Source organism: uncultured Microbulbifer sp. (genome assembly GCF_947489355.1).
GTDB lineage: Bacteria > Pseudomonadota > Gammaproteobacteria > Pseudomonadales > Cellvibrionaceae > Microbulbifer.
In genome coordinates this window covers 53,554-77,836 of the sequence record NZ_CANLDD010000011.1, presented here as the reverse complement: position 1 = coordinate 77,836, position 24,283 = coordinate 53,554, and the positions used below count along the sequence as shown (strand labels likewise).

The window sequence follows — 24,283 nt, the reverse complement described above, 5'->3', positions numbered from 1 at the left end:
TTGTGGCCGCGTTTGAATACACCGCCCTCGCGGCTTCCGGCCGCAAGAGCCGTGGTACCCTGGAAGCGGACAGTGCCCGTGCTGCGCGCCAGCAGTTGCGCGCGAAGGGCATGGTGCCCCTGGAGGTGGCTCCCGCCACTGAGCGGGCTGAAAAGGGAGCCGGCAACTTTTTGTCCGCCAGTCCCGGCCTCAGTATCAAAAACCTGGCCCTGCTGACCCGCCAGATTGCCACCCTGCTGCGCGCGGGAATCCCCTTGGAAGAGACATTGGGGGCCATCGCCAACCAGAGCCGCAACCAGAAGATTCGCCGGGTGGTGTTGGCGGTGCGTGGCAAGGTGCTGGAAGGGCACAGCTTTGCCCAGGCACTGGGCAGCTTTCCCCGGGCTTTTCCCCAGCTCTACCGCGCCACGGTGGAGGCCGGTGAGCACTCGGGGCACCTGGATACCGTCCTTGAGCGCCTCGGTGACTATACCGAAGGGCAGCAGCAGTTTCGCCAGAAGGTGCAGTTGGCGCTGATCTACCCGGTGGTGCTGGTATTTATCTGTGTTCTGGTGGTGACCGGTCTGATGGTGTATGTGGTGCCGGACGTGATCGAGGTATTTACCGGGACCGGCCAGGTGCTGCCGCTCGCAACCCGCATCCTGGTCGGTCTGAGCGATTTTATCTCCGCCTGGGGCTGGCTGGTGCCGCCTGCACTGGGGGTGGTCGTCGCCGGGATTATCCTGATGTTGCGCCGCCCGGCAGTGCGATATCGATTTCATCACCGCCTGCTGGAATTGCCCCTGATCGGCTGGATCGTGCGTGGCGGTCAGAGTGCCCGCTATGTGGGCACCCTGGCGATCCTTACCGGCAGCAGTGTGCCTTTGGTGCAGGCGATGGGGATTGCCGGCGGCGTGATGAGCAATGATTTTCTCAAGGAGCGTTTGCAGGCCGCACAAAAGTCGGTACGTGAGGGCGGCAGTCTGCGGCGGGCCCTGGAGGATATCGGATATTTTCCGCCAATGATGATCTATATGATTGCCAGCGGAGAGTCATCCGGTACCCTGGACGAGATGCTGCACCGTGCGGCTCAATCCCAGGAACAGGATTTGCAGGGGGCGGTAACCGCTTTTGTGAGCCTGTTCGAACCGATTATGTTACTGGTGATGGCCGCTATCGTACTGTTTATCGTAATGGCCATTATGATGCCGATTTTAAGCATGAATGAACTGGTTGTTTAACCACGGGCCACCCTGAACCCGGGTGATGAGGAGAAGAAAATGAAAAGTGTACGTAGAAGCAGCGGTTTTACCCTGATCGAGATCATGGTGGTCATCGTGATCCTCGGCATTCTCGGTGCCCTGGTGGTACCCAATGTGCTCAGCAGAACCGGTGAGGCCCGCATGAAGGCGGCCCGGGTGGACCTGCGCGCAATCGAAACGGCACTGGACATGTACCGCATGGATAATTTCGTATATCCAAGCTCCGACCAGGGGCTGGAGGCGTTGGTTGCCCGCCCGTCCGGCTTTCCGGAAGTCAAGAACTGGACCGAACCCTACCTGAAAAAAGCGCCCAAAGACCCCTGGGGCAATGAATATCAGTACCTCAGTCCCGGCAGTGCCGGTGCCTTTGACCTCTTCAGCCTGGGCTCTGATGGCAAGCCCGGTGGTGAGGGCGAAGCCGCCGACATCTTCGTCGCCGACCTGTAGGCCAAGGTCAGGCAGCGCCGCATGCACAGAAGACAAAGTCGAAAAAGACCCGCTCACAGCCGTGGGTTTACCCTGGTGGAGATATTGGTAGTGATTGTCATCATTGCCACATTGGCGGGGATGGCCATTCTCTCCCTGGGGAGTTCCGGCGCGCGGGTCTGGACCGGCGAGGTCCAGCGTCTTTCCGCACTGCTGCAACTGGTCGCGGATCGCGCCTTGATCGACAAGGTCCATTACGGCGTGGTCCTCAAGGCCGAGTCCTACCGCGTGGTGCGTTTTGATCCCGCCACAATGGCCTGGCAGGACCCGGACGCCGCCCTGGCCGGTGCCCGCGCAACGCGCTTTATGATGCATGAATTCCCCCCCAATGTGCGCCTGGAAGTGATTGCCGAGGCGGAACTCCCCGTAGCGGAGTCGACGGAGTTTGCCGAGGAGGAGAGTGACGAAGCAGTGGACGCGAGGCCCCAATTTGTGGCCCTTTCCAGTGGGGAGGTCCTGCCGGTGGAGCTTGCGGTGTACCTGGTGGAGGACGGCGACTTTGCCCGGGGGGCCACGATTTCCTACAGTAGCCTGTACGGCTTGCAGCTGGAGTGGCAGGCCGATGCATTTTAACCGCAGGCATTGTGCGCCCCAGGGTGGCTTTACCCTGGTTGAAGTGCTGGTTGCACTGGTGATCTTCGGTGTCATCGCCGCCAGCGTGCTGCAGGCGACGCAGCGCAGCGTGCGCCAGCAGCGCGTGATGGAAGAGCGGCTCGCCGCCAACTGGGTGGCGCAACAGGTGCTTTCCCAGATGCGCTTACAAACCCCTTGGCCCCCGGTGGGCGAGCAGACAGAAGAGGTCACTTTTGCCCTGCGCGAGTGGGCGGTAGCTGCACGGGTGGAGGATACCAACGAAGTGCGCCTGCGCCATATCATTATCCAGGTGCGCCATCCCGATGCGGAAAACCCGACCCTCACCCTGGATGCCTGGGCGGCAAGGGAGTAGCTGGTATGACGCCCCCCCCTTTATGCAAAGGCCAGTCCGGCTTTACCCTGGTCGAGGTGCTCGTGGTGTTGGTGCTGGTGGCCATTATCAGTGTCGGCTCCTTTGCACTGCTGGATATTTTTAACAGTACCGACCGGCTGGTTGAGCAGCGTGCGGAAACCCTGCGCCGGTTCTCCATGGCCCTGTATCGCCTCGAGGACGACCTGCGTCAGCTGACCGCAAGACCGGTCAAAAATGCCTATAGCGGCTATGAACCGGCGCTGCGTGGGGATGAGGATGAGTTCGAGTTTACCCGGCTGGGTGCGGCGAACCTCACCGCGGAGCCACGGGGTGAATTACAGCGCCTCGCCTACAGCATTGGCTACCTGGAAGCCGATGAACGCAGTTCCTTTACGGAAGAAGAGGACCCGGGTGCCCTGCTGCTGCGCAGCCGCTGGCAGGTGTTGGACAGGGCCCCGGATTCGGAGCCGCTGGTGGAGCCCCTGATGATGGGGGTGGAGAGCCTGTCTCTGCGCTATTTCGATCCCGCCAGCGATGCCTGGGTTACCCAGTGGCCGCCGGTGGATGGCCCCGACCCCCCCGATGCCCGCCTGCCAAAGGCCATAGAGTTTGTGTTGCTCACCCGTCAGCATGGTGAAATCCGCAGAATCTTCCCCCTGTCTACGGTCAGTGCCGATTCTCCACCGGATGGTCGCCAGTGAAGTGGTCCAGGGGGCGGCGGTAGTGAAAAAAGGAGTTAACCCAGTGCGTGCTTTTGGCCACCAGCGGGGTGTTGCCCTGATCACGGTGCTGCTGGTGATGGTGATCGCCATTGCTGCGGTCACCCATGCCATCATTCGCGACCAGATTGCCATCACCCGCAGTGGTGCGTTGCTTGCCAACACCCAACTGGCGGAGTTTGTCGGGGGTGCCGAGGCCTGGGCCAGAGTCGCCCTGGAAAAGGATTTCGAAGAGGATAAAGCGGCGGCGGATTCCGCCGACCATGCGCTGGAGGCCTGGGCCGCACCGGCCCTGCAGTTCAATCCCGATAATGGGAAAATCCGTATCAATATCAAAGACTTGAATTCATGTTTCAATGTCAATACTCTGCACGACGGCAGAGACCCCAATTCAGCTGAGTTTAAAATCCTCCTGCAGCTGGTACGCAATGTCACTGGCAAATCGGATTTGGCCGGGGCCATCGCCGACTGGGTTGACACTGGGGACACGCCCCGTTCCACGGCCACCGAGGATGATGGCTACCTCGGACGGGAAATGGCCCACCGCACCCCGGATACCTTGATCAGTGATATATCCGAGCTGTCTTCGGTGCAGGGGATGGAAGCGGAGGACTGGCAGAAACTGGCCCCCTTCCTCTGCGCACTGCCGGAAAGTGACACTAAGATTAATATCAACCTGGCCACCCGGGAATTGATTGAAGCGGTAGACCCAGCGGTGGATATGGCCAAGCTGGAACAGTTGCGTGAATCCGACGGCATACTGCACGATTCCGGGGATCTGGCTGATCTCAATATCAGCAAAACGACCTATTTTGCCTTTCACAGCAAGTACTTTATCGCCCGTATTGCTGTCCAACTGGGAGATACGGGCGATTACCGTCAGTATTGGGAGACGGCCCTGTGGCTGGATGACTCCGATGGAAAGGCCAAAGTGCTCCAACGCCAGCGCCGGACTTTTTCCTTAGCAATGATGCAGGAGCTTCTCGACGGCGACGACACCCGAGAGTGAAGAGAGTGGATAGCCCATAAAATCGTATGTTTAAAAAGAAAAGCCTGAATGAAATCGGCATGCCTGCCTCCCCGCCAGCACCCTCCCTGGTCTTGCTGCGGCTCACCGAGGGCGCGAACAACAGCCTGAAACTGTTTCAATGGAAAGACGCTTCCTGGGAGCAGGTGGCGCTTGATGATGCCTTTATTTCAGCGTTCAACCCCGGATATGAGGCCACAGACACCCCGGAAACGATGGCGCCGCCGAGTTTTCCCGAGGGCACCAAGGCGCTACTGCTGTTGCCTGGAAACTGGGTCTGGAGTGGTGTTGAGACGATACCCAAAGCCGCGCGGCGCCAGGCCAATGCGATCGGCTATATGGTGGAGGAGTGCCTGGCCGAGGACGTCGAAAATCTGCACTTTACCTGTGCCCCCAGGGAGGGCGACCAGTGCGGTATCTCTGCGGTTGCCAGAAATAAAATAGCTGCGCTGCACACGCAGGTGGAGCGACTGAAATGGCCTCTGGTGGCGGCCGTGGCGGAATATCAGGTGCTGGATCTGCTCGGAGATGACCTGGTCCTGTGGCTCGAGCATGAACAGGCCCATCTCTGGCAGCACAGCGGCCAGGGGCTGACGTTCCGTCGCGAATACCTGCAACCACTGCTCGGCTCTATTCTGGACGACAGTGCCCCGGAGCACACGCAGGGGGAGACCACCGGGGAGCCGGGGGAGAAAAGCCTGGTGCTGCTGGGCGCGGGGGAGGGCGACGGCCTTATTGTGGCCGAGCTGGAATCGCTCTTCGGTGACCGTTTACAGTGCAACCAAACAGCGCCGGAAACGGTTTTTCTGCAGCGTTTTATGCCTGGCAAACTCGGCAATCTTCTGAGCGGGGATTACCAACTGTCGGGCGGTGATGCGGAGCGCGTCTGGTGGCTGAAACCGGCCAAGGTGGCCGCTTTCTGCTTTGCTGCCCAACTGCTCTTCTTTGTGGGTGCCGGGGCCTACTATCAGTGGCAGGCCGAGCAGGCGGAAAGCCAAGCCCGTGCCCTGTTTGCGGAATTGTTCCCCAATACGCGCCCTTCGGCGCAGTTGCGCCGACAACTCGAGGGCCTGCTCAAGAATGCCGGCAGCCAGGGCGGTGCCTTTTCCACACAGATGCAGCAACTGAGTGGGGTGTGGACCGAGCACAGGGGTAAAGAACTTAAGATACAGTCTCTGCGTTTTGACGGACAGCGCGGTGAGATGGTACTGCAACTGCAGGCGTCCACCCTGTCGGATTTGGATGCCTTTGTCAGCAGTTTGTCCGGCAACGGCCTGCGCGCCGATTTGCTCGGGGCCAATGAACTGAAAGATGGGGTATCCGGTCGCGTGCGTTTGCGTTGATCTTTAATGTATCCGGCAAATGTTGGCTGCCGGGTGGGTAAGCGGGCAACTTGCCCAATGCAGAAAATGTTTGGTAGTAGTGCAAAATGAAAGAACAGATCGAACAGTGGCGGCAGAAATGGCGGGAATTGTCCCCCAGTGACCAGCGCGCTTTAAGCATTCTCGGCTTTGTTGCCGGTGGATTGTTTATCGTCTACGGTCTGTTCGTGCCGGCCAAGACTTTCTTCGATGAGGCCCACACCCGCGCGCAGGAATCCCGCGAGCTGGTCCAATGGATGCAATCCCAGCGCCCGGTACTGGGGCGCATCACGCCTGCCAACGCCGGCGCCAAGGCATCCGGCACCCTGCTGCAACGGGTGACAGGCGCCGCCAAACAGCACCAGGTCGCCATCAAGCGTTTCGAACCGGAAGGAGACAACCGCATCCGCCTGTGGATCGAGGAGGTCCGCTACCAGGACCTACAGCCCTGGCTGAATCAGCTGATACAGGCGCAGCTCGCCGTGCGCACCATCAACCTGGACGCCCTTCCCGAGCAGGGCATGGTCTCTGCGCGCCTGACTATCGAAGGCTGATCGCGGCCTTTTTAGCACCACCCGTTGCCCCTCGGGGGCGGGTTCCCACACGCCTCCGTTCCTATACATCGCTTTTTTACCAGAGAGTCACGCGCTGGTTTCTACAGGAAGGCGCGATGGACAGCGCCCTTACGCCAGAGGATACCGGCACATTTATCCGAAATTGTCACCCGAAACCCTATACTGAAATCAGAAAGTGGAAAAAGGTGCCACTATGCTGTTCAAAGATGTAACCACCAGGCATTTGGTAGAGGTGGCCGATGTTGTAACGCTTTCAAACCCCTATGAACTGACGGTGGTTGGCCGCTATCTCTGGGGTGAGGAGGTGCAGGACCCTGAGGTATTCGACAAGACAGAGCTGTGCTTTCTGTCCGGTGAGCCCCTGCCCAGGTGTTGGCACGACAGCCGCTACCGAGAGAAGGAAGTTCGCCGCCTGCGCTGCGGTACAGAGGCCCAGGAGGAGGGCGACTGCCATCGCGAGATGTGAACTGTTGGTCATAGGTTGTGACTGCGTTGGTCAACTGTATTTTGAAAAGCCTTACCAGTTGTTTTCAAGCACTGTACAATGCGCGCCACTTTTTTAAGCGGATATCCCCATGACATTTGAGCAGTTCGAACACTATGCTCTCTGGTTGGGGATAGGTGCGCTCATCCTGTTTATGACGTTTATCGTCTGGAGCCTGGCCAAGGACTCCAAGGCGGGCAGGTTTGGGACCTTTATTCTGTTTTTGGCGCTGGGCCTTGGACTGCTCGGATTTATTATAAAAACGGTACTGGTCGAAGTACTCGGAATAGGTTAAGTGACTGCTATGCCACGGTATACACAGCGTCCCGGGGAAGGTTGCAATGCCTTTAATTGATCGCCCTGAACTCAAGGTGCAAAAAGACCGGCGTCTCTGCCGAGCCACCGACGTGCGTATTGCCAAGTACAGCCGGCGGGGCATCATCCTGACACTGTGCGCTTTTGTGATCGCTGCCATGATCGGCGATATGCGCCTGGAGCACCCCCAGTTGCTGTTGTTCCTTGGAATTGTCCTGGTGGTGTTGACGGCAGTGCGGGGTTGGTTTGTATTCGGTTTCGACCGCTTATACAGTGCCGGGCCGAGCCGCTGGCGCAACCGCTACTTCGTTCTCACCATTCTTGCGACCGGCTGGTGGGGACTGATACTGGTTTGCTATGTGTACCTGATGGGGTTTGCGCCTGAAACACACTTTCTTTGGCTTTACACCGTTATCCTTTTCTCCAGTGTGTTCCCGGTTTTCTCTCCCTACCACCGTGTCTTCACCTGGGTTATCGCAGGCGCCCTGTTGCCCGCCTCAATAGTGGCGCTTATTTCTGGATTATTCCTCGGCACCATTTACGGCGCCCTCACACTCACCTTTATCTGGCTTTCCGCACACCAGGCGCGCGGCCAATCGAAATACTATTGGGAGGGGCTGTCCGCCATGCAGGAACTGCAGCAGCGTGCCAGCAAACTCGCCGTGGCACGCACGCACTCCGAGGCGGCGGTGGAGCTGACCAACGAGTTTATCGCCAATATCGGCCAGGAGTTTCGCAGCCAGTTATCGGAAGCCCTGGGGGCGTTGGCACTGCTGGAGGCGGAACCCTTGAACGAACGCCAGCGGGAGTGGGTGAAACTGGCCAAGAGCGCCGGCACCCAGCAGCTCAAGCTGGTGGACAATGTGGGTTTGTTCACGCGTGTGGCGCGCAAGCATATCCGCCTGCGCGAGGGGCCGTTTAATCTGGTCAAAACCCTTGAGAAGTCCTTCAAGTTTGCCGCCCGCGCCGCCCACGGCCACAATCTGGAGTTCAACTTCCAGATCGATGACAATCTGCCTGTGGTGGTGACCGGGGATAACCGCAAAACCGCCCAGTTGATCCGCAACCTGGTGGATTCCGCTACCGGTATCGCCCAGCGTGGCGAACTCTGGGGTGAAGTGAGTTTCACCCCGGTCACCGCGACTGAAGGGCAATTGAACATTTCCCTGATGGACGATGGGCAGGGTGAGATTCTCCCCGACGAGAGCGAACTGTTCGGTGCATTTTCCCGTGTGGACACCACCCAGGTGACCACCGGCCTGGGCCTGTCGATTGCCAAAGGCCTGGCCGAGGCCATGGGCGGCTGTCTGCAGCTAAATTCTACCCCGGATGGCAACCGCTATCAGGTGGTGATCAAATTTATCGTGGAGCCAAACCAGCGGACTTACCTCACGCCGGACCGGCGTTTGCAGGATGGTGAAGCATTGCTGCTTCACCAGAAAGGGCTCTTTATCATTGGTCTGGCACAGATACTCTGCTCCTTCGGCATGGAAGTGGAATCCTGGCGCTGGTGTTCCGGCTGTGAAAATGATTTATACCAGCTGCTGGATCAGGCTATTGAGCGCAACCGGCTGGTCGTTTTGGCGCCTGCCATGGGAGACACTCACCTGTTGGATTCACTGACCCGTTTCTTCACAAAGGCCCAATCGGAGGGAAAGGCATGCCCTTTGGTTTGCCTGATGGGCTTTGGCCAGAAGGCGGCGTTTGCCCGCCTGCAAGCGGTGCTGCCGCCTGCCCAGAGCCTGGGCCGCCCTGCCACCCACAAGGAGCTACACGACGCCGTGGTAGCGGGTCTGTTCGGTGGTGCAAAAAGGACCCGCCATCGCGTATTAGCCGGTGGTGCCGATCAACCGCGCCAGTTTTCCCTGCTGCTGGTGGAGGAGTCTCGCCCACACCAGTGGGTGACAGAAGACATGCTGCAGGTGCTGGGCTATGAAGTGGATGTCGCCGCCAATGTCGAAGAGGCGCTGATACGGCTCTCCGATGGCCGCTACGACCTGGTATTGGTGGACTGTCAGCAGAATACGGACCACAGTGCGGAGATCATCGAGGTGCTCCGGCGCTGGGAGTCTGAACACAGGCCGGGCGATCGCCTGCCCATCGTCGCACTTACCAGTACCACGGAAGAGCAGTTTGAAGGCCGTTGCCTGCTGGCTGGAATGGATGATTACCTGACCAAACCCCTCAACAAGGATCTGCTGAGGGAAACGCTGGCGCGCTGGCTCGGCAGTGCCTAGGGCCTGGCCTTACCGGCCTGACGGGAGCGATTGACGCTGGCCCAAATGCAAGCGGGCTGCCGGATTTGGAGCAAAGGATCTTAGCCGCGCCGGCCATAGGCCCGTACAGAACCTTGAAAACCACACAGTTCCTGCAGTTGCGTCAGAATCGGGAATCGGGAATCGGGAATCGGGAATCGGGAATCGGGAATCGGGAATCGGGAATCGGGAATCGGGAATCGGCGTCACTGTACCTGGTGCCCGCTGTGATAGTGGCCGGGTATATCAATCCGGCTGCAGGTTACTCTGCGGCAGCCGGGGGCGTGGGTTATATACTGAATGGGTTCGTATATGGTTTGGGGGGACAATCGGAGTGCCCGTATAGATGCGAAATCTGTTCTGCTTGGTCAGTTTGCGTTATGGGTCGGTGTCTCAATCCGCATCTGTGCGACAGGTTTCTGGATTCGCCACTGCTGGCGTCACCTGAAGGGCATGCGGGGGACCCACAGTGTCAGCTGGGCCGGATAAATGATGGAGAAGTTCTCACCCGCCACTGGCCTCGGCAATTGTCATGTGCAAACGGTTTTTGGCCGCTTCCACCGTCCCTCCCCCTGGATAGGCACTGACTGTCGATGGTATGAAACCCCCGACGGCGATTGCCTTGCACTGCATGCTCCCCGCCCTCTGGAAGATAACCCCGCCTCCCCATTGGTATTGGTGCTGCACGGATTGGAAGGGTCTGTTAGGTCGTCCTATGTCCAGGGGTTGATGGCATCTCTGCTGAAACGTCAGTTCCAGGTTGCGGTGATGCATTTCCGAGGCTGTGGTGGAATTCCCAACCGTTTGCCCCGGGCTTACCACAGCGGAGACAGCGAAGACCCGCGCTGGTTGGTTGGCCAATTGCAAAAAGCGTTTCCCTCGACGCCCATTATGGTTGTCGGCTATTCCCTAGGGGGCAATGTATTGCTCAAGATGCTGGGGGAGGATGGAGCCTGCAGCACAATTGTAGCTGCGGTTGCGGTGTCTTCGCCGATGGACCTGCACGCCTGCAGTCGCCGTATCAATACCGGGTTGTCGAAATTGTACCAGCGCCATCTGCTGGGCTGTCTGCGCATGACACTCAGGCAGAAGGCGGCGGACCCAGGTATGGCAGCGGTCCTGCCGAATGTGAATGACGGGGGCAGTTTCGTCAATTTCCGGTGTTTTGATCATGCGTTTACCGCACCCCTGCACGGGTTCCGCAATGTGGATGACTACTATACCCAGGCCTCCAGCAAGCCCCTGTTAAAAGATATTCGCGTACCGACACTGATCATCAACGCAATTGATGATCCCTTTGTCTGCCCCTCGGCCATTCCCACCGGGCAGGAGGTCAGTTCGGCAGTGCAGCTTGAGGTGTCGCAGCAGGGGGGGCATGTGGGTTTTGTCAGTGGTAGTCTTTGGTACCCAACCTATTGGCTTGAGGAGACGATCCCTCGCTTTCTCTGTTCGGTGATCGAGGGGGATCACTTTTTAAGATTGGGTTGATGGCTGCAGGATGTCCCCCGGCAAAGCTTCTGATCGGCGGCTTAATCAAAAAAGCCGCCGATCCGTGCCAATCCTGATTTTCGCAGATGGTTGTAGCTTCGCGGGGTATGCCTGGCAGCGCCTCAGCAGCATTGGCCCCCTGACTCGGAATCCTGATTTCCTCCGTTGCCAAATGGTATTTCGCGGCCGCACCCAGGGAAGAGCCCAAAGTGTTGGGAAAAGTCGCCGATAAAGTCAAAGTGCGGGGCCAGTCGCGTTCCGGCCAGCATTCTCCAGGTATTGCCGCACACGGGAAAAACCCGGCCTTTCTCGATGGTATGGTGCCCGTCGAGGGTGAATTTGTCCGGGCTGCCGGCGATAGTGCCCTTGTAGACCACCGCCTGGCCGTAGTCCTCGCAGTCCTTCTCAAGCTGTTCGAGCTTAAACAGGCGGTAGGTGGCGGAATAAAAACCCACAGAGCCGCAGCGCTCGGAGAGGGTAGGGTTGGTGACCTCCAGTGGGCGGCTCCCCACCAGTCGGCTATCTCGGAAGCCGCTGTCCTGCGCCAGGGCCAGGAAGTCATTCCAATAGAGGGCGCCGCCCAGGCACTCACCAAAAAGTTCCGGGTCCGAGCGCAGGGTGCTTGGTACCCGCCGGTCTGCATAGACGTCGGAGAAATAAAATTCGCCCCCTTCCTTCAGCAACCGGTGCAAACCGCGTAGCACAGCGCCTTTGTCGGTAGACAGATTCACGACGCAATTGGATACGATGACGTCGAAACTGCCGGGGGACAAGTCGAGATCCGCCAGCTGTTCGATGTAGCCGTGCAGGAAAGTGACGTTGCGGTAACCGAATGTCTCGGCGTGGTGCGCACAATAGCGCTGGGCTACGTCCAGTTGTTCATCGGTCATGTCTACGCCAACCACTTCCCCGGAAGCGCCCACCAATTGCGACAGCAGGTAGACATCGCGGCCGGAACCACAGCCGAGATCCAGCACCCGGCAGCCCTCCAGCAATGGTGGGCACACGAGCCCACAACCGTAGTAGCGCGACAGAACCTCCGGGTGGATGTTTGCCAGCAATGGCTTGAGCCAGGCGGGTACTGCACTGGCATCGCAGCAGGCATCGGTTTTCAGGTCCGAGGTGCCTTTCAGTTGGCGTCCGTAGTATTCCTGTACAATTTCGTGCATTGATCATACCTCTGTCGGGGTGATTTTTATGGGACAACAGTGCGCCCCGATGCGTGTCTTTTTGCCCTTGCCTGGCGCCTGTAACAAGCGCAGTGTTTTCACGACTAAGTAATTGTGCCTGGCAAAAGGGAAAAATTGCCTTTTGATGCCAGTTGAGGCTGTTTATTAGATAATTCTGGTTTTTTGGTTACTATCCTCAGTTTCTGCATTGAGATTATGAGGGAACGTAATTGAGCGATCACCTTACCCCTGACGCCTCTCCTGGATCAAGTGCGCAAGCATCTCTGCAAAATTCACAGTTTCTTGTGGATTTACGCCAGCAGATGCTGCGATTTGCCCGCTTGCAACTGCAAGACGCCCAACTTTCGGAAGACGCCGTGCAGGAGGCTTTGATGGGGGCCTTGAAGAACTCCCGTAGCTTTAGCGGCTGTTCGGCACTGAAGACCTGGGTATTTGCAATCCTTAAGAACAAGATTGCGGATATCTTGCGGCAGCGCCGGCGCTTTGTCGATGCAGACCAGCTCGTGCGAAAGGATAGGGAAGCGCACAATCACGATGAGCTGTTTGACCAGAGCGACCACTGGCAAAAGAGTGAGCGCCCGAAGAAGTGGGTCGATCCCGAGTCGGCAATTTATGACAAGCATTTCTGGAGGATCTTTGAAGCCTGTCTCAGCCATCTTCCCGCACGCCAGGCGCAGCTTTTTATGATGCGGGAGTTCATAGAACTGGAGAGCCACGAAATCTGTGCCTCGGCAGAAATTTCTGTGAGCAACCTGAATGTGACACTCCATCGCGCACGATTGCGTTTGCGCGAATGTCTTGAAGATAACTGGTTTGGCGTGGAGGGTTGAGTTTGATGAAATCGTGTCGGGAAGCCACACGGCTGATGTCCGAATCCCAGGAGCGCAGCCTGAATGTGCGTGAGCAGGCCAGGCTCAGGTTTCATCTGGCGATGTGCACGCCATGCCGGAACTTTGGCAAACAGCTGAAAATACTGCGCCGAATCAGTAAATCCTATGTGGAAGGCGGGCCTGAGGACACCAAAAAGTAGTCTGCCCGCTCAGGGGCATGATCAGAAAATTGGTAGCGCTACCGACAGCAGCGGCCTCTGCCCTGCGGCGGTTACTGGTCTTTGAATCACCGTGAGCGCGAAGCTCTAAAAGAGGAGCCAAACGGTAGTCAATTGATTCGTGAAAGGTGGCGGCAAAGGACCGGGAGGCGGATAAGGCTGTGGGATTGATGATGACCGGCCCGGCATTTACCTGTTGAGCCCATTGGCTGATGGTGGATCTGTTTGAGCTGACCGGACTTGTTTGCTAGAGTCCAGCGTAAGAGTCTTATGATCTGCTGCTATGTGCGTTGTCCGATGGTCATTTTTGCTGGTTGCGCTTCTGGTTTTGCAGACGGCGGGTGCTTTGTATGACAGTCACGAAGCCTTGCAGGCTGTTTCCGGTCATTTTTCCCTGCACCATCTGGACCCGGTGGATGGGCCTGGTGAGTCCCCGGCGGATCAACCGGGCAGTGCCTACACCCATGCCGAATTAGAGGGCATGTCTGCCGCCGGCGAGCCCGATCTCTCAGCGCCTCTTCTGGATTTCTGTAATCATTGTTGCCACTGCCACGGAAGCTCTTTTACCGGGCTGCTGGGGCAATCCTTTCTACCAATACGCCGGGGCGGCATTATTTATCGCGAGTTAGCACACGTCGCTGTACCCAGTGGTTACTTTGCGCCCCTTCTGCGCCCACCTATAACCCAAGTCTGATTGCTGTATTGCTGCGCGGGAACAGAGCGTCGAAAGGCCCGCTCGCGCCAACCGGGATGTGACTTGGGAGATATTCATGGATTTTTTCCACAGGCTCTTTGCGGGCGTGACCTGCCGCCGGGCCGCCTGGCCGCTCGTGGTGGCCATTTTGTACTTGCCTGCGGAGGCTGTGGTTGCGCAGAAGGGGGAGTTGCTGACACTGCCGGATGCCATCGCGCGGACGCTGGCGCAAAACCCACAACTCGCGGTATTCCCGTTACAGAGAAAGAAACTGGCTGGTGCCGCGCGAACGGCGGCCTTGCGCCCTGCCTTCGACTTCAGGTTTGAGACAGAACGCAAGCATTTCGGCGGTGATGAACCGGATGAGGCGCCCGATCCTGAGGACGCCGCCGCAAATGAGCTGGAGCTGGTGGTGGCGTTGTCTTCAGTGATTGAGCTGGGCGGCAAGCGCCAGATGCGAGTCGATGTGGTCAGCGCCCAACTCGATGTGCTGATTGCCGAAGAACAGGCCAGGGCACTGGATTTGCTCGGCGAAGTGATCCGCCGCTACACGCAGGTGCTCGCTGCCGAGGAGTTGGTAGTGCTCGCCAAAGAGAAGGTCTCGTTGGCACGGGAAACACTGAAAATGGTCAGTGAGCGGGTGATTGCCGCGGCCAGTCCTGTTTCAGAGCGAATGCGCGCAGAATCCACACTGGCCAAAGCGGTTCTGGCCGAGCAGTCCGAGCAGAGCATGCTGGTCTATCGCAAGTACGCGCTGTCTGCACTTTGGGGGCAACCGGAGCAGGCATTCGATGTGGATGCCCGTGCGCTATACCGCTTTGCACCCGGTGCCAGCTTTGAGGAACTCTATGCCCGTGCACAGGAAAACCCGGCAATTGCCCGCTTCGCTTCCGAAGAGCGCCTGCGGGCGTCGCAACTGCGCCTGGTCCAGGCCAACTCCAGCCCGGACCTGGGCTGGTACGCCGGCGTTCTGGTCAACAGGGCGGTGGATGAGACAACCGCATTGGCGGGTTTTAATCTGCCCCTATTTACCGCCAAACGCAACCGGGGCGCCCTGATCAGTGCCACGGCGGAACTGGAAGCTATGGCACTGCGCCGAAAAGCCGCGCTGTTGCAACTCTACCCGCAACTTTACCTCGCCGTTTCCAACCGAAAGCAGGCCCTCGACACAGTATTCACGCTGCAGGATTCCGTTATCCCGAACCTTCGCCAGGCACTCGGAGAGGTGGAGCGGTCATATCGCCACGGGCGGGATTCCTATTTGGATCTGATTGCCGCACGGGAAGCGTTAATCGGTGCGGAGCGCGCCCGAATTGAGGCGGCGCGATCCGTGCTGCTGTTCGGTGCCGAGATTGAACAACTGACCGCCGGGCCGCTCGGGCCTCTGGGCTTGGAAAGCCGTCAATAATTTTGGATTGAGTAATGAGCAGAGCAAAGAAAATCATTCAGCGGGTGCTATTGATACTCCCGCTCCTCTTTCCGGGGCTCTCGGTCGCGGGCCAGACCCATACCACTGAAACAGAGCAAAATCGTCACGACAACTACCCTGGCGAACAGGTGTCCCACGGCGGCGAGCGGGCTCACCGGGAGCATAAATTCCGTGAAAGCCGTATACAGATCCCGGATAAAACCGCGCACAAAGCAGGTATCAGGACGGCCGTAGCGGGTCCCGGCACCATTGGGGAAAGTGTCACCCTGTACGGTAAAACCGCGATTGACCACCGCAGTATCAGCCATGTGCGCGCCCGCTATCCCGGTACGCTTGTGGCCATCGAGAAAGGACTTGGGGATCTGGTGGAAAAAGGACAAAAGCTCGCGGCCATTGAATCCAATGACAGCCTGCAGGTCTATCCCCTGGTGGCGCCAATCCGCGGACAGGTTATCGACAAACAGGCCAGCCTCGGGGAGTTCAGTGGGGAGCGGGTGCTGTTTACCATTGCCAACTACAGCCGGCTGTGGGCGGAACTGCGGGTATTCCCCGGGCGCCGAGACAAGATCAGCCGCGGGCAGAGGGTGTCCATCAGCGCAGGGGAGCGCACTTTTGATTCCACCATTATCAGTCTCGCCCCCGGGGGCAACGGCCAGCCTTTTGCCATAGCCCGCGCGCTGATTGAAAATCCGGACAATCTGTGGACCACGGATCTGATGGTGCAGGGCCAGGTGGTGACCAGTGAAAACCGGGTTCCCCTGGTGGTGGAGAACCGCGCGCTGCAACCACTGCGCGAAACTACGGTGGTGTTTGTCAAAGTCGGGCAAACCTATGAGGTCCGCCCACTGGCACTGGGCCGCAGCGATGGCACTGTGACGGAAGTGCTCAGCGGCCTCACTGTGGGCGAGCGCTATGTCACAGAAAACAGCTATTTGATCAAAGCGGACTTTGAAAAATCCGGTGCTGCGCACAGCCATTGAGTGAGGCCATGAGATGATTGAGAGCATCCTGCGCTTCTCTATTGAGCGGCGCTACTTCGTGTTGTCCCTGGTTTTTGTACTGGTGGGCCTGGGGCTTTGGAGTTATCAGAAACTGCCGATTGATGCGGTGCCGGATATCACCAATGTCCAGGTACAGATCAATACCGAGGCACTGGGCTACTCCCCTTTGGAAGTGGAACAGCGGATTACCTACCCGGTGGAAACCGCACTGTCCGGACTGCCAAACCTGGCCTATACCCGCTCCCTGTCGCGCTACGGTCTGTCACAGGTGACGGTGATTTTTCAAGAGGGCACCGATCTTTACTTTGCCCGCAACCTGATCGACAGCCGCCTTGGCGCGATTGAGGGTGCGCTCCCCCCGGGTCTCGCGCCGAAGATGGGGCCCATTGCCACCGGGTTGGGGGAAATCTTCACTTACACGGTGGAAGCCCTGCCCGGTGCCACCCAGCCAAACGGGCAGCCCTACGACACTACGGCATTGCGGGAAATCCAGGACTGGATCATCAAACCGCAGCTTTCACTGGTGCCCGGTGTCACTGAATTGAATACCATCGGCGGCTATAACAAGCAGTACCATGTCACACCCGATCCGCGCAAGCTGCTCAATTTTGCCGTGTCCATGCAGGACATTGCCGCAGCGCTTGAGCGCAACAACGAGAATCGCGGTGCCGGCTATCTGGAAAATAACGGCCGCCAGTTACTGGTCCGCTCTCCCGGGCAGTTGGCCACTATTGCGGATATCGAGGATGTGGTGATTACCAGTCGCGCCGGGGTACCGGTCAAAATTTCCGACGTGGCGGAGGTGGCGATTGGGAAGGAGCTGCGCATCGGCGCCGCCACCCGCGATGGGCGCGAGACCGTGCTGGGTACGGCCATGATGCTGGTGGGGGCGAACTCCCGCGAGGTCGCGCACAATGTGGCACAAGCCCTCGAGCGGGTGCAATCCACCGTGCCTGAGGGTATCAGGGTTGAGGCGGTCTATGATCGTACCACTCTGGTGGACAAAGCCATTTCCACGGTGCGCAAGAACCTCGTTGAAGGGGCGCTTCTGGTGATTGGGGTTCTGCTTCTGTTATTGGGTAATATCCGCGCCGCCGTTATTACCGCAGCGGTCATTCCCCTGTCCATGCTCGCCACCATTACCGGCATGGTACAGGTGGGGGTGTCCGCCAACCTGATGAGTCTGGGAGCGCTGGATTTTGGCCTGATTGTCGATGGTGCGGTGATTATTGTGGAAAATGCCATTCGCCGCCTGGCGGAGGCCCAGCACCGCAATGGCGGCAAGCTGCCGCTCAAGGAGCGCCTGGAGCTGGTATTTCTGGCCACCAACGAAGTGATTCGCCCGAGTCTGTTCGGTGTGCTGATTATCACGGTGGTTTACATACCGCTGTTCAGCCTCACCGGGGTGGAAGGCAAGATGTTCCACCCCATGGCGGCCACGGTGGTGATGGCCCTGCTCGCCGCACTGGTGCTCTCCTTGACGGTGGTGCCCGCCGCAGTGGCGGTGTTTTTGACCGGCAGGATCAGTGCGCGGGAAAACCGGGTGATTGTGGCCGCCAAATCCCTCTACAGGCCGCTGTTGCTGGCCGCCTTGAAGGTGCGCTGGTGGGTGCTCGGTGGGGCAGTGACACTGGTGCTGTATTGCGGCTGGCTGGCAACCACCCTGGGGTCTGAATTTATTCCGCAGCTCAATGAGGGCGACATTGCCCTGCATGCCCTGCGTATCCCCGGTACCGGACTGGCGCAGTCGGTGGAAATGCAGCGCTTGCTGGAGGCGCGCATCGGGGCGTTTCCCCAGGTGGACAAGGTCTTTGCAAAAATCGGTACGCCGGAGGTGGCAACCGACCCGATGCCGCCGAATGTGGCCGATAATTTTGTCATTCTGAAACCGCGGGACCAGTGGCCCAACCCGAAACTGCCCCAGAAAGCACTGGTGGCGGATATCGAACAGGCCGTGCGGCAGTTGCCGGGTAACAACTACGAATTTACCCAACCAATCCAGATGCGCTTTAATGAATTGATTTCCGGAGTGCGCGCAGACCTGGGGATCAAAGTGTTTGGCGATGACCTGGAACAACTGGAGGCGTCTTCCAATGCAATACTGCGGGTATTGAACGGAATTGATGGGGTGGCCGATGCCCGCATGGAACAGGTGGAAGGGTTGCCGGTACTGTCGGTGGTGCCCGAGCGGCTGGCGCTGGCACGCTACGGCATCGACCTGCGAACCCTGCAGGATCTGGTGGCTACTGCCATCGGCGGCGAGCAGGCCGGTCTGATTTACGAAGGCGATCGCCGTTTCCCCCTGGTGGTGCGCCTGCCGGAGAACCTGCGCCGCGACTATGAAAAGCTGGGAGATCTCCCTGTACCCCTGCCCCCCGACAGCCCACTGGGCACCTATGTGCCCCTGTCTGAAGTGGCCAGGCTGGAGATGGCCCCGGCCCCCAACCAGATCAGCCGGGAAAATGGCAAGCGCCGGGTCGTGGTCACCGCCAATGTGCGCAACCGGGACCTCGGTTCTTTTGTGCAGGAAGCGCGCGCGCGGATCGAGCGCGACGTGCCTCTGCCACCCGGCTACTGGCTGGTATACGGTGGTACTTTTGAGCAATTGGAATCCGCTAGCCAGCGCCTCTCGGTCGTTGTACCTTTGACGCTAATGGTGATTCTCGGCCTGCTGGTGATGGCTTTTGGCACACTCAGGGATGCGCTGATTATTTTCACTGGCGTGCCCCTGGCACTTACCGGGGGTGTGCTGGCTCTGTGGTTGCGGGGAATGCCGCTGTCTATCTCTGCAGGGGTGGGCTTTATTGCCCTCTCCGGCGTAGCGGTGCTGAATGGCCTGGTTATGCTGTCCTTTATCCGCCAGCTGCGCCGGGCGGGTGGGGCACTGCATTCTGCCATTGTTGATGGCGCATTGATCCGCCTGCGTCCGGTACTCATGACCGCATTGGTGGCGAGCCTCGGCTTTGTCCCCATGGCGCTCAATACCGGCACCGGCGCCGAGGTGCAGCGACCACTGGCGACGGTGGTGATCGGCGGAATTATCTCCTCGACACTGCTGACACTGTTTGTTTTGCCGCTGCTGTACCAAATTGTCCACTCCGACAGGGCGGCCAAACGGGAAGGCATACCCGCTGCGGGCTAAATTCTTTTATGATTCACCCGGCAACCGATCCCCTTGCCGGGGTATTGGCAACAACAAAACTGTATTGAGGAAAGTCTTTGAAGGCCGAGAGTGCAACCGAGGAAACCGCTGCGAATAGCGATACCCTGCCGGATCCGCTGATTTCCCGCTTAATCAGAGAGGGGGCTCTGATCGCCCTGCTGGCGGGGGCGTTGCTATTGGCAATCAGTCTGCTGAGTTACGATGCACAGGACCCCGGTTGGTCCCATGTAGGGCAAACCGATCAGTTCCAAAATGCAATTGGGCCCACCGGGGCCTGGCTTGCCGACGTAGGCCTGTCTCTGCTGGGTTGGATGGCTTACCTGTTGCCCCTGCTGATTGGTTGGCGTGCCTATCGCATTCTGCGTGATCGCAGTGCCCGTTTTCACGGGCCCCTGTTCCTGCTACGGGTGTTTGGCCTGCTGCTGGTACTTGCCAGCGGCGCCTCGCTGGCAACCCTCTGTTTCGCGCCGGCTGAGACCCCGCTGCCCTTTTCCAATGGCGGTATTATCGGTGCGGCCCTTTCCGGTGCCGCCGGAGCCAGCCTCGGCTATGTGGGAGCAACCATTTTACTGCTGGCAATTTTTGCCATTGGTATCACCGTGTTCACCGGACTTTCCTGGCTCAGGCTGGCCGAATCCATTGGCCACATTGCGCTTGGATTTTTCGCCCTGTTCGGCCGGTTCTACAAACACTGGCGCCAAAAACGCGCTGAACAGCGTGTGGCACGGGAGGCCATAGTGGTGCGCAAAGCCGCTTTGGAGGAGGAGAGGCGGCGCAGTGTGGAGAGAATGCCGCCGAAGATCGAAGCGCTGGCGCCAAAACCAAAGCGGAGTCCCCGCGCGACCAAGGACAAGCAGGGCGAGCTGTTCAAAATCGGTCCGGTCACCGGCGCTCTGCCACCGCTGGGCTTACTGGACCCGGCGGACCAGAATAAAAAGGCGGGTTTCTCGCGGGAATCCCTGGAGGGGTTATCCCGTCTGCTGGAGCTGAAGCTCAAGGACTTCGGTGTGGTGGCTGAAGTGGTCTCTGTGCTGCCTGGCCCGGTGGTCACCCGTTTTGAAATTCAGCCGGCAGCCGGGGTTAAAGTCAGCAAGATTTCCAATCTGGCCAAGGATCTGGCGCGCTCGCTGGCGGTGATCAGTGTCCGTGTTGTCGAGGTCATCCCGGGTAAATCAGTGGTGGGGATTGAGATCCCAAATGAGAATCGCCAGATTGTGCGCTTGAGTGAGGTACTGTCTGCCGATGTTTACGAAGCTGCCAAATCCCCCCTGACCCTGGCTTTGGGACACGATATCTCCGGCCAGCCGGTGGTGGCGGATCTGGCCAAGATGCCACACCTGCTGGTGGCGGGCACCACGGGCTCCGGCAAGTCCGTGGGCGTCAACGTGATGCTGCTCAGCTTGTTGTACAAGTCGACGCCGGAAGCGGTGCGCCTGATCCTGGTGGACCCGAAGATGTTGGAGCTGTCGGTTTACGAGGGTATTCCCCATCTGCTGACGCCAGTCATCACGGATATGAACGACGCCGCCAACGGTCTGCGCTGGTGCGTCGGGGAGATGGAGCGCCGCTATAAGCTGATGGCCGCGCTGGGGGTGCGCAACCTGGCGGGCTTTAACCGCAAGGTGGAGGAAGCCGAAGAGGCGGGAGAACCCATTGCCGACCCGCTTTGGCAGCCGGACCCCATGTCCAGCGTTCCGGAAGGGGAACAAACGGCCCCGGCTTTGCACAAGCTGCCGGCCATCGTGGTGGTAATCGATGAGTTTGCCGACATGATGATGATTGTCGGTAAGAAGGTGGAGCAACTGATCGCGCGTATCGCGCAAAAAGCCCGTGCGGCGGGTATTCACCTGCTGCTGGCCACCCAGCGTCCCTCAGTGGATGTCATCACCGGCCTGATCAAAGCCAATGTGCCCACCCGTATCGGTTTCCAGGTTTCTTCAAAGGTGGATTCCCGCACCATTCTCGACCAGGGTGGGGCGGAGCAGTTGCTCGGTCATGGCGATATGCTCTACCTGCCTCCGGGAAGCGGTGTGCCGGTGCGGGTGCACGGTGCCTTTGTGGATGATCACGAGGTACACAAGGTGGTGGCCGACTGGCGCCGACGCGGTACACCCGAATATATCGATGGCATTATCGATGACAGTAACAACAGTATACCGGTGCCCGGGCTGCAATCTGAAGAGGGGGAGGGCGAGGATCCCGAAGCGGATGCCCTCTACGATGAGGCAGTCGCCTTTGTGACGAAATCACGCAAGGCTTCCATTTCTTCTGTGCAGCGCCAGTTGCGGATTGGTTACAATCGTGCCGCACGTATTATTGACGCCATGGAAGCCGCAGGGGTTGTGTCCCCGGCCGGGCACAACGGCAACCGGGAGGTATTGGCCCCCCCACCCCCTTGAATGAGCGCGCCATCGGACGGGCAGGAAGAGGGTTAAGCGCCTGTTCACCGGCCCGCCATTATGCTTTGTGAACTCAACCTACTGGAATCCAACTATGAAAAGCATTCTGCACAGTCTACTGTTGACGGTGAGTGTTGCTGCCGCAGGGGCCTGGGCCGATGCCACCGATGACCTCAGCAAGCGACTTATGCCCCTCGCTGCGCTGTCGGGCAATTTTCAGCAGACCCTGCTTGATGAGCGCGGCAAAGTGACCCAGAAGAGCAGTGGCAGCTTTTCTGTACAGCGGCCCGGTAAACTGCGCTGGGAAACCGGGGATCCCTACGCGCAGCTATTGGTGACCAACAATAAAACCCTGTGGCTTTACGATCCGGATCTGGAACAGGTGACGATACGGCCGGTGGACAAGCGTATCAAAGAAACACCTGCGCTCTTACTCGGCGGCAAGGTGGCAGAGATTCGCAATTCGTTCAATGTCTCCCTGAAAGACGGCGTCTACCACTTGGTTCCGAAAAATCCCTCGGCGCCCTTTAAAGCCATGGAAATAGGTTTTGCCAAAAACGGGCTGCCCGCGGCGATTACGGTGCGCGACAGCATGGGCCAGACTACCGAGATCACTTTCAGTGACATTCAGGCCAACCCCGAGCTTTCCGCCTCGGTATTCGACTTCAAACCACCCGCAGGTACCGACGTTATTAGAGATGAGTGATCTGTTTCAGTCCCCCCGGAACTATCAGCCCCTGGCCGCGCGGATGCGGCCCATCTCCCTGGTCGGTTATGTGGGCCAGTCGCATTTATTGGGAACGGGGAAACCGCTGCGTGAGGCGGTGGAGCGTGGGCAGTTGCACTCGATGATTTTGTGGGGGCCGCCGGGCGTTGGCAAAACCACCTTTGCCCGGCTCCTGGCTCAGGAATGCGATGCCCGTTTCTCGACATTGTCCGCGGTTTTGGCCGGGGTCAAGGATATCCGCCAGGCCGTTGCGGAGGCCGAGCAGAGCCGGGTGCAATCCGGTCGCGGCACCATCCTTTTTGTGGACGAAGTACACCGCTTCAACAAAGCCCAGCAGGACGCTTTTTTGCCCTATGTAGAGGAGGGCACGGTAACCTTCGTCGGTGCCACCACGGAAAATCCGGCCTTTGAGCTGAATAACGCGCTGCTGTCGCGCTGCCGGGTCTACCTGTTGCGCAGTATTTCGGAAGCGGATTTACTGGCCTTGCTGCAGCGCGCCCTGCAAACCGACGATGCACTGGTCGATCGCAATGTCACAGTGCCAGAAGCGGTGCTGCTGAAGATTGCGCGCGCCGCTGATGGGGATGCGCGCAGTGCCCTGAACCTGCTTGAAGTTGCCTGTGACCTGGCCACAGAGGAAGGTGGGGCGCTGCAGGTCGATGAAGCCGTGCTCGCCGAGGTGCTCAGCGCCGATGTGCGGCGCTTCGATAAGGGCGGTGACTATTTTTACGATCAAATCTCGGCACTGCACAAATCGGTGCGGGGCTCCGATCCCGATGCGGCGCTCTACTGGCTTGTGCGTATGCTCGACGGCGGTTGCGACCCCCTGTATATCGCGCGCAGGGTGGTGCGCATGGCCAGCGAAGACATCGGCAACGCAGACCCCCGCGCATTGCAGTCGGCGCTCAATGCCTGGGATGTGCAGGAGCGGCTCGGCAGCCCGGAAGGGGAGCTGGCCATCGCCCAGGCGATTCTCTACCTGGCGGTGGCGGCCAAAAGCAATGCGGTGTACAGCGCCTATAAGCGCGCGGTGGCGGATATCCGCCGCGACCCCAGTTACGAGGTGCCGATCCATTTGCGCAATGCGCCCACCAAGCTGGCCAAAAGCCTGTCCCACGGGGCCGAGTATCGCTATGCGCACGATGAACCCGATGCCTTTGCCGCGGGGGAAAACTACTTTCCCGAGGCCATTGCCGGTCGGCAATACTATCATCCGGTATCGCGCGGATTGGAACTGAAAATCGCAGAGAAACTGGACACACTGCGCCGCCTGAACCGCACCAGTGCCGTTCAGCGTTACACAGATAACACCTGAACTGCGGGGGAAACGAAATGCAGTGGCTGGCAATTGCCCTGGGTGGCGCTTTGGGGGCAGTGCTTCGCCACTTGATCACCATCTGGAGTTACCCGGTTTTCGGCGGCAAGTTTCCCCTGGGTACGCTGATCGTCAATGTGCTCGGTTCGTTTCTAATCGGAATCGTCTACGTACTGATCATTCACCGCGCGATGCTGGGGGAGGAGTGGCGGCTCCTGCTTATGACGGGCCTGTTTGGTGCGCTCACAACCTTCTCCACTTTCTCCCTGGATACCCTGATACTGTGGCACAATGGCCAACCATTCGTGGCCATTGGCTATATTCTCGGCAGCCTGGTTTGCTGCCTGGCAGCCACGGGAGTCGCTGTCGCCCTGGCGACACGGTATTTTTAAACAACATCCATTTAATATTTTGTGGTAG

The 24,283-nt window shown here is 58.9% G+C and carries 23 protein-coding genes; 22 read left to right on the top strand and 1 reads right to left on the bottom strand.

All coding sequences use genetic code 11. The annotated features are described in order from the left end of the window. Positions 1–2 precede the first annotated feature (2 nt). From gspF to Q1A48_RS07190, 12 genes are all read left to right on the top strand, one after another. Entirely contained in the window at positions 3–1,220 is a 1,218-nt protein-coding gene (gspF, locus tag Q1A48_RS07245) for a type II secretion system inner membrane protein GspF (RefSeq protein ID WP_299942887.1), read from the top strand. A gap of 39 nt (positions 1,221–1,259) precedes the next feature. Then, a complete protein-coding gene (gene gspG / locus Q1A48_RS07240) occupies positions 1,260–1,688 on the top strand; it encodes a type II secretion system major pseudopilin GspG (RefSeq protein WP_299942885.1) in 429 nt (142 codons plus the stop codon). 21 nt (positions 1,689–1,709) lie between these two features. After that, the gene (gene gspH / locus Q1A48_RS07235; protein ID WP_299942883.1) at positions 1,710–2,300 is read left to right on the top strand and encodes a type II secretion system minor pseudopilin GspH; all 591 of its coding nucleotides are present in this window, start codon (positions 1,710–1,712) and stop codon (positions 2,298–2,300) included. Beyond that, positions 2,290–2,673 (top strand): type II secretion system minor pseudopilin GspI, encoded by a 384-nt coding sequence (gene gspI / locus Q1A48_RS07230; RefSeq protein ID WP_299942881.1) that lies wholly within the window; start codon positions 2,290–2,292, stop codon positions 2,671–2,673. Before gspH ends, gspI begins: the two co-directional genes overlap by 11 nt. 5 nt (positions 2,674–2,678) lie before the next feature. Further along, on the top strand, positions 2,679–3,374 hold the full coding sequence (gene gspJ, locus Q1A48_RS07225) for a type II secretion system minor pseudopilin GspJ (protein WP_299942879.1): 696 nt from the start codon (positions 2,679–2,681) through the stop codon (positions 3,372–3,374). A 22-nt stretch (positions 3,375–3,396) separates the two neighbouring features. Then, positions 3,397–4,401, top strand: a complete 1,005-nt coding sequence (gspK, locus tag Q1A48_RS07220; RefSeq protein ID WP_299942878.1) for a type II secretion system minor pseudopilin GspK — start codon at positions 3,397–3,399, stop codon at positions 4,399–4,401. A gap of 26 nt (positions 4,402–4,427) precedes the next feature. Continuing rightward, complete coding sequence (gene gspL, locus Q1A48_RS07215) at positions 4,428–5,762, top strand: type II secretion system protein GspL (protein WP_299942876.1); 1,335 nt, start codon at positions 4,428–4,430, stop codon at positions 5,760–5,762. An 86-nt stretch (positions 5,763–5,848) separates the two neighbouring features. Beyond that, entirely contained in the window at positions 5,849–6,334 is a 486-nt protein-coding gene (locus Q1A48_RS07210) for a type II secretion system protein M (RefSeq protein ID WP_299942874.1), read from the top strand. A gap of 214 nt (positions 6,335–6,548) precedes the next feature. After that, entirely contained in the window at positions 6,549–6,821 is a 273-nt protein-coding gene (locus tag Q1A48_RS07205; protein ID WP_299942872.1) for an acetyltransferase, read from the top strand. A gap of 109 nt (positions 6,822–6,930) precedes the next feature. Beyond that, the gene (locus tag Q1A48_RS07200) at positions 6,931–7,134 is read left to right on the top strand and encodes a DUF2788 domain-containing protein (RefSeq protein WP_299942870.1); all 204 of its coding nucleotides are present in this window, start codon (positions 6,931–6,933) and stop codon (positions 7,132–7,134) included. A 46-nt stretch (positions 7,135–7,180) separates the two neighbouring features. After that, positions 7,181–9,391, top strand: coding sequence for a hybrid sensor histidine kinase/response regulator (locus Q1A48_RS07195; protein ID WP_299942868.1), 2,211 nt, complete (start codon positions 7,181–7,183; stop codon positions 9,389–9,391). A gap of 510 nt (positions 9,392–9,901) precedes the next feature. Next, the gene (locus Q1A48_RS07190; RefSeq protein ID WP_299942866.1) at positions 9,902–10,897 is read left to right on the top strand and encodes a hydrolase; all 996 of its coding nucleotides are present in this window, start codon (positions 9,902–9,904) and stop codon (positions 10,895–10,897) included. Positions 10,898–11,019: 122 nt separating this feature from the next. Here Q1A48_RS07190 and Q1A48_RS07185 read toward each other — a convergent pair whose 3' ends face one another. Next, the gene (locus Q1A48_RS07185; RefSeq protein ID WP_299942864.1) at positions 11,020–12,066 is read right to left on the bottom strand and encodes a methyltransferase domain-containing protein; all 1,047 of its coding nucleotides are present in this window, start codon (positions 12,064–12,066) and stop codon (positions 11,020–11,022) included. Positions 12,067–12,296: 230 nt separating this feature from the next. Between Q1A48_RS07185 and Q1A48_RS07180 the strand changes: the two genes are divergently transcribed. The 10 genes from Q1A48_RS07180 to crcB all read left to right on the top strand — a co-directional run bounded on the left by Q1A48_RS07180 (position 12,297) and on the right by crcB (position 24,255). Then, positions 12,297–12,917 carry an RNA polymerase factor sigma-70 gene (locus Q1A48_RS07180; protein ID WP_299942863.1) on the top strand — a complete coding sequence of 207 codons (621 nt, stop codon included), beginning with the start codon at positions 12,297–12,299 and terminating at the stop codon, positions 12,915–12,917. A 5-nt stretch (positions 12,918–12,922) separates the two neighbouring features. Beyond that, positions 12,923–13,117 carry a zf-HC2 domain-containing protein gene (locus Q1A48_RS07175; RefSeq protein WP_299942925.1) on the top strand — a complete coding sequence of 65 codons (195 nt, stop codon included), beginning with the start codon at positions 12,923–12,925 and terminating at the stop codon, positions 13,115–13,117. 301 nt (positions 13,118–13,418) lie between these two features. Beyond that, entirely contained in the window at positions 13,419–13,829 is a 411-nt protein-coding gene (locus tag Q1A48_RS07170; protein WP_299942862.1) for a hypothetical protein, read from the top strand. Between the two features lie 76 nt (positions 13,830–13,905). After that, positions 13,906–15,237 carry a TolC family protein gene (locus Q1A48_RS07165; RefSeq protein WP_299942860.1) on the top strand — a complete coding sequence of 444 codons (1,332 nt, stop codon included), beginning with the start codon at positions 13,906–13,908 and terminating at the stop codon, positions 15,235–15,237. Positions 15,238–15,251: 14 nt separating this feature from the next. Further along, on the top strand, positions 15,252–16,238 hold the full coding sequence (locus tag Q1A48_RS07160; RefSeq protein WP_299942858.1) for an HlyD family efflux transporter periplasmic adaptor subunit: 987 nt from the start codon (positions 15,252–15,254) through the stop codon (positions 16,236–16,238). 13 nt (positions 16,239–16,251) lie between these two features. Next, complete coding sequence (locus Q1A48_RS07155; RefSeq protein ID WP_299942856.1) at positions 16,252–19,401, top strand: CusA/CzcA family heavy metal efflux RND transporter; 3,150 nt, start codon at positions 16,252–16,254, stop codon at positions 19,399–19,401. A 77-nt stretch (positions 19,402–19,478) separates the two neighbouring features. Beyond that, a complete protein-coding gene (locus Q1A48_RS07150; protein WP_299942854.1) occupies positions 19,479–21,821 on the top strand; it encodes a DNA translocase FtsK in 2,343 nt (780 codons plus the stop codon). 94 nt (positions 21,822–21,915) lie between these two features. Then, on the top strand, positions 21,916–22,527 hold the full coding sequence (lolA, locus tag Q1A48_RS07145) for an outer membrane lipoprotein chaperone LolA (protein ID WP_299942852.1): 612 nt from the start codon (positions 21,916–21,918) through the stop codon (positions 22,525–22,527). Beyond that, the gene (locus Q1A48_RS07140; RefSeq protein WP_299942850.1) at positions 22,520–23,863 is read left to right on the top strand and encodes a replication-associated recombination protein A; all 1,344 of its coding nucleotides are present in this window, start codon (positions 22,520–22,522) and stop codon (positions 23,861–23,863) included. Before lolA ends, Q1A48_RS07140 begins: the two co-directional genes overlap by 8 nt. A gap of 17 nt (positions 23,864–23,880) precedes the next feature. Further along, a complete protein-coding gene (gene crcB, locus Q1A48_RS07135; RefSeq protein ID WP_299942848.1) occupies positions 23,881–24,255 on the top strand; it encodes a fluoride efflux transporter CrcB in 375 nt (124 codons plus the stop codon). Positions 24,256–24,283: the final 28 nt, after the last annotated feature.

Bases quoted from the DNA above. Each gene is read 5' to 3' on its own strand.
- gspG (WP_299942885.1), top strand. From the start codon at position 1,260: ATGAAAAGTGTACGTAGAAGCAGCGGTTTTACCCTGATCGAGATCATG.
- gspH (WP_299942883.1), top strand. From the start codon at position 1,710: ATGCACAGAAGACAAAGTCGAAAAAGACCCGCTCACAGCCGTGGGTTT.
- gspI (WP_299942881.1), top strand. From the start codon at position 2,290: ATGCATTTTAACCGCAGGCATTGTGCGCCCCAGGGTGGCTTTACCCTG.
- gspJ (WP_299942879.1), top strand. From the start codon at position 2,679: ATGACGCCCCCCCCTTTATGCAAAGGCCAGTCCGGCTTTACCCTGGTC.
- gspL (WP_299942876.1), top strand. From the start codon at position 4,428: ATGTTTAAAAAGAAAAGCCTGAATGAAATCGGCATGCCTGCCTCCCCG.
- Q1A48_RS07210 (WP_299942874.1), top strand. From the start codon at position 5,849: ATGAAAGAACAGATCGAACAGTGGCGGCAGAAATGGCGGGAATTGTCC.
- Q1A48_RS07205 (WP_299942872.1), top strand. From the start codon at position 6,549: ATGCTGTTCAAAGATGTAACCACCAGGCATTTGGTAGAGGTGGCCGAT.
- Q1A48_RS07200 (WP_299942870.1), top strand. From the start codon at position 6,931: ATGACATTTGAGCAGTTCGAACACTATGCTCTCTGGTTGGGGATAGGT.
- Q1A48_RS07195 (WP_299942868.1), top strand. From the start codon at position 7,181: ATGCCTTTAATTGATCGCCCTGAACTCAAGGTGCAAAAAGACCGGCGT.
- Q1A48_RS07190 (WP_299942866.1), top strand. From the start codon at position 9,902: ATGGAGAAGTTCTCACCCGCCACTGGCCTCGGCAATTGTCATGTGCAA.
- Q1A48_RS07185 (WP_299942864.1), bottom strand. From the start codon at position 12,066: ATGCACGAAATTGTACAGGAATACTACGGACGCCAACTGAAAGGCACC.
- Q1A48_RS07175 (WP_299942925.1), top strand. From the start codon at position 12,923: ATGAAATCGTGTCGGGAAGCCACACGGCTGATGTCCGAATCCCAGGAG.
- Q1A48_RS07170 (WP_299942862.1), top strand. From the start codon at position 13,419: ATGTGCGTTGTCCGATGGTCATTTTTGCTGGTTGCGCTTCTGGTTTTG.
- Q1A48_RS07165 (WP_299942860.1), top strand. From the start codon at position 13,906: ATGGATTTTTTCCACAGGCTCTTTGCGGGCGTGACCTGCCGCCGGGCC.
- Q1A48_RS07160 (WP_299942858.1), top strand. From the start codon at position 15,252: ATGAGCAGAGCAAAGAAAATCATTCAGCGGGTGCTATTGATACTCCCG.
- Q1A48_RS07155 (WP_299942856.1), top strand. From the start codon at position 16,252: ATGATTGAGAGCATCCTGCGCTTCTCTATTGAGCGGCGCTACTTCGTG.
- lolA (WP_299942852.1), top strand. From the start codon at position 21,916: ATGAAAAGCATTCTGCACAGTCTACTGTTGACGGTGAGTGTTGCTGCC.
- Q1A48_RS07140 (WP_299942850.1), top strand. From the start codon at position 22,520: ATGAGTGATCTGTTTCAGTCCCCCCGGAACTATCAGCCCCTGGCCGCG.
- crcB (WP_299942848.1), top strand. From the start codon at position 23,881: ATGCAGTGGCTGGCAATTGCCCTGGGTGGCGCTTTGGGGGCAGTGCTT.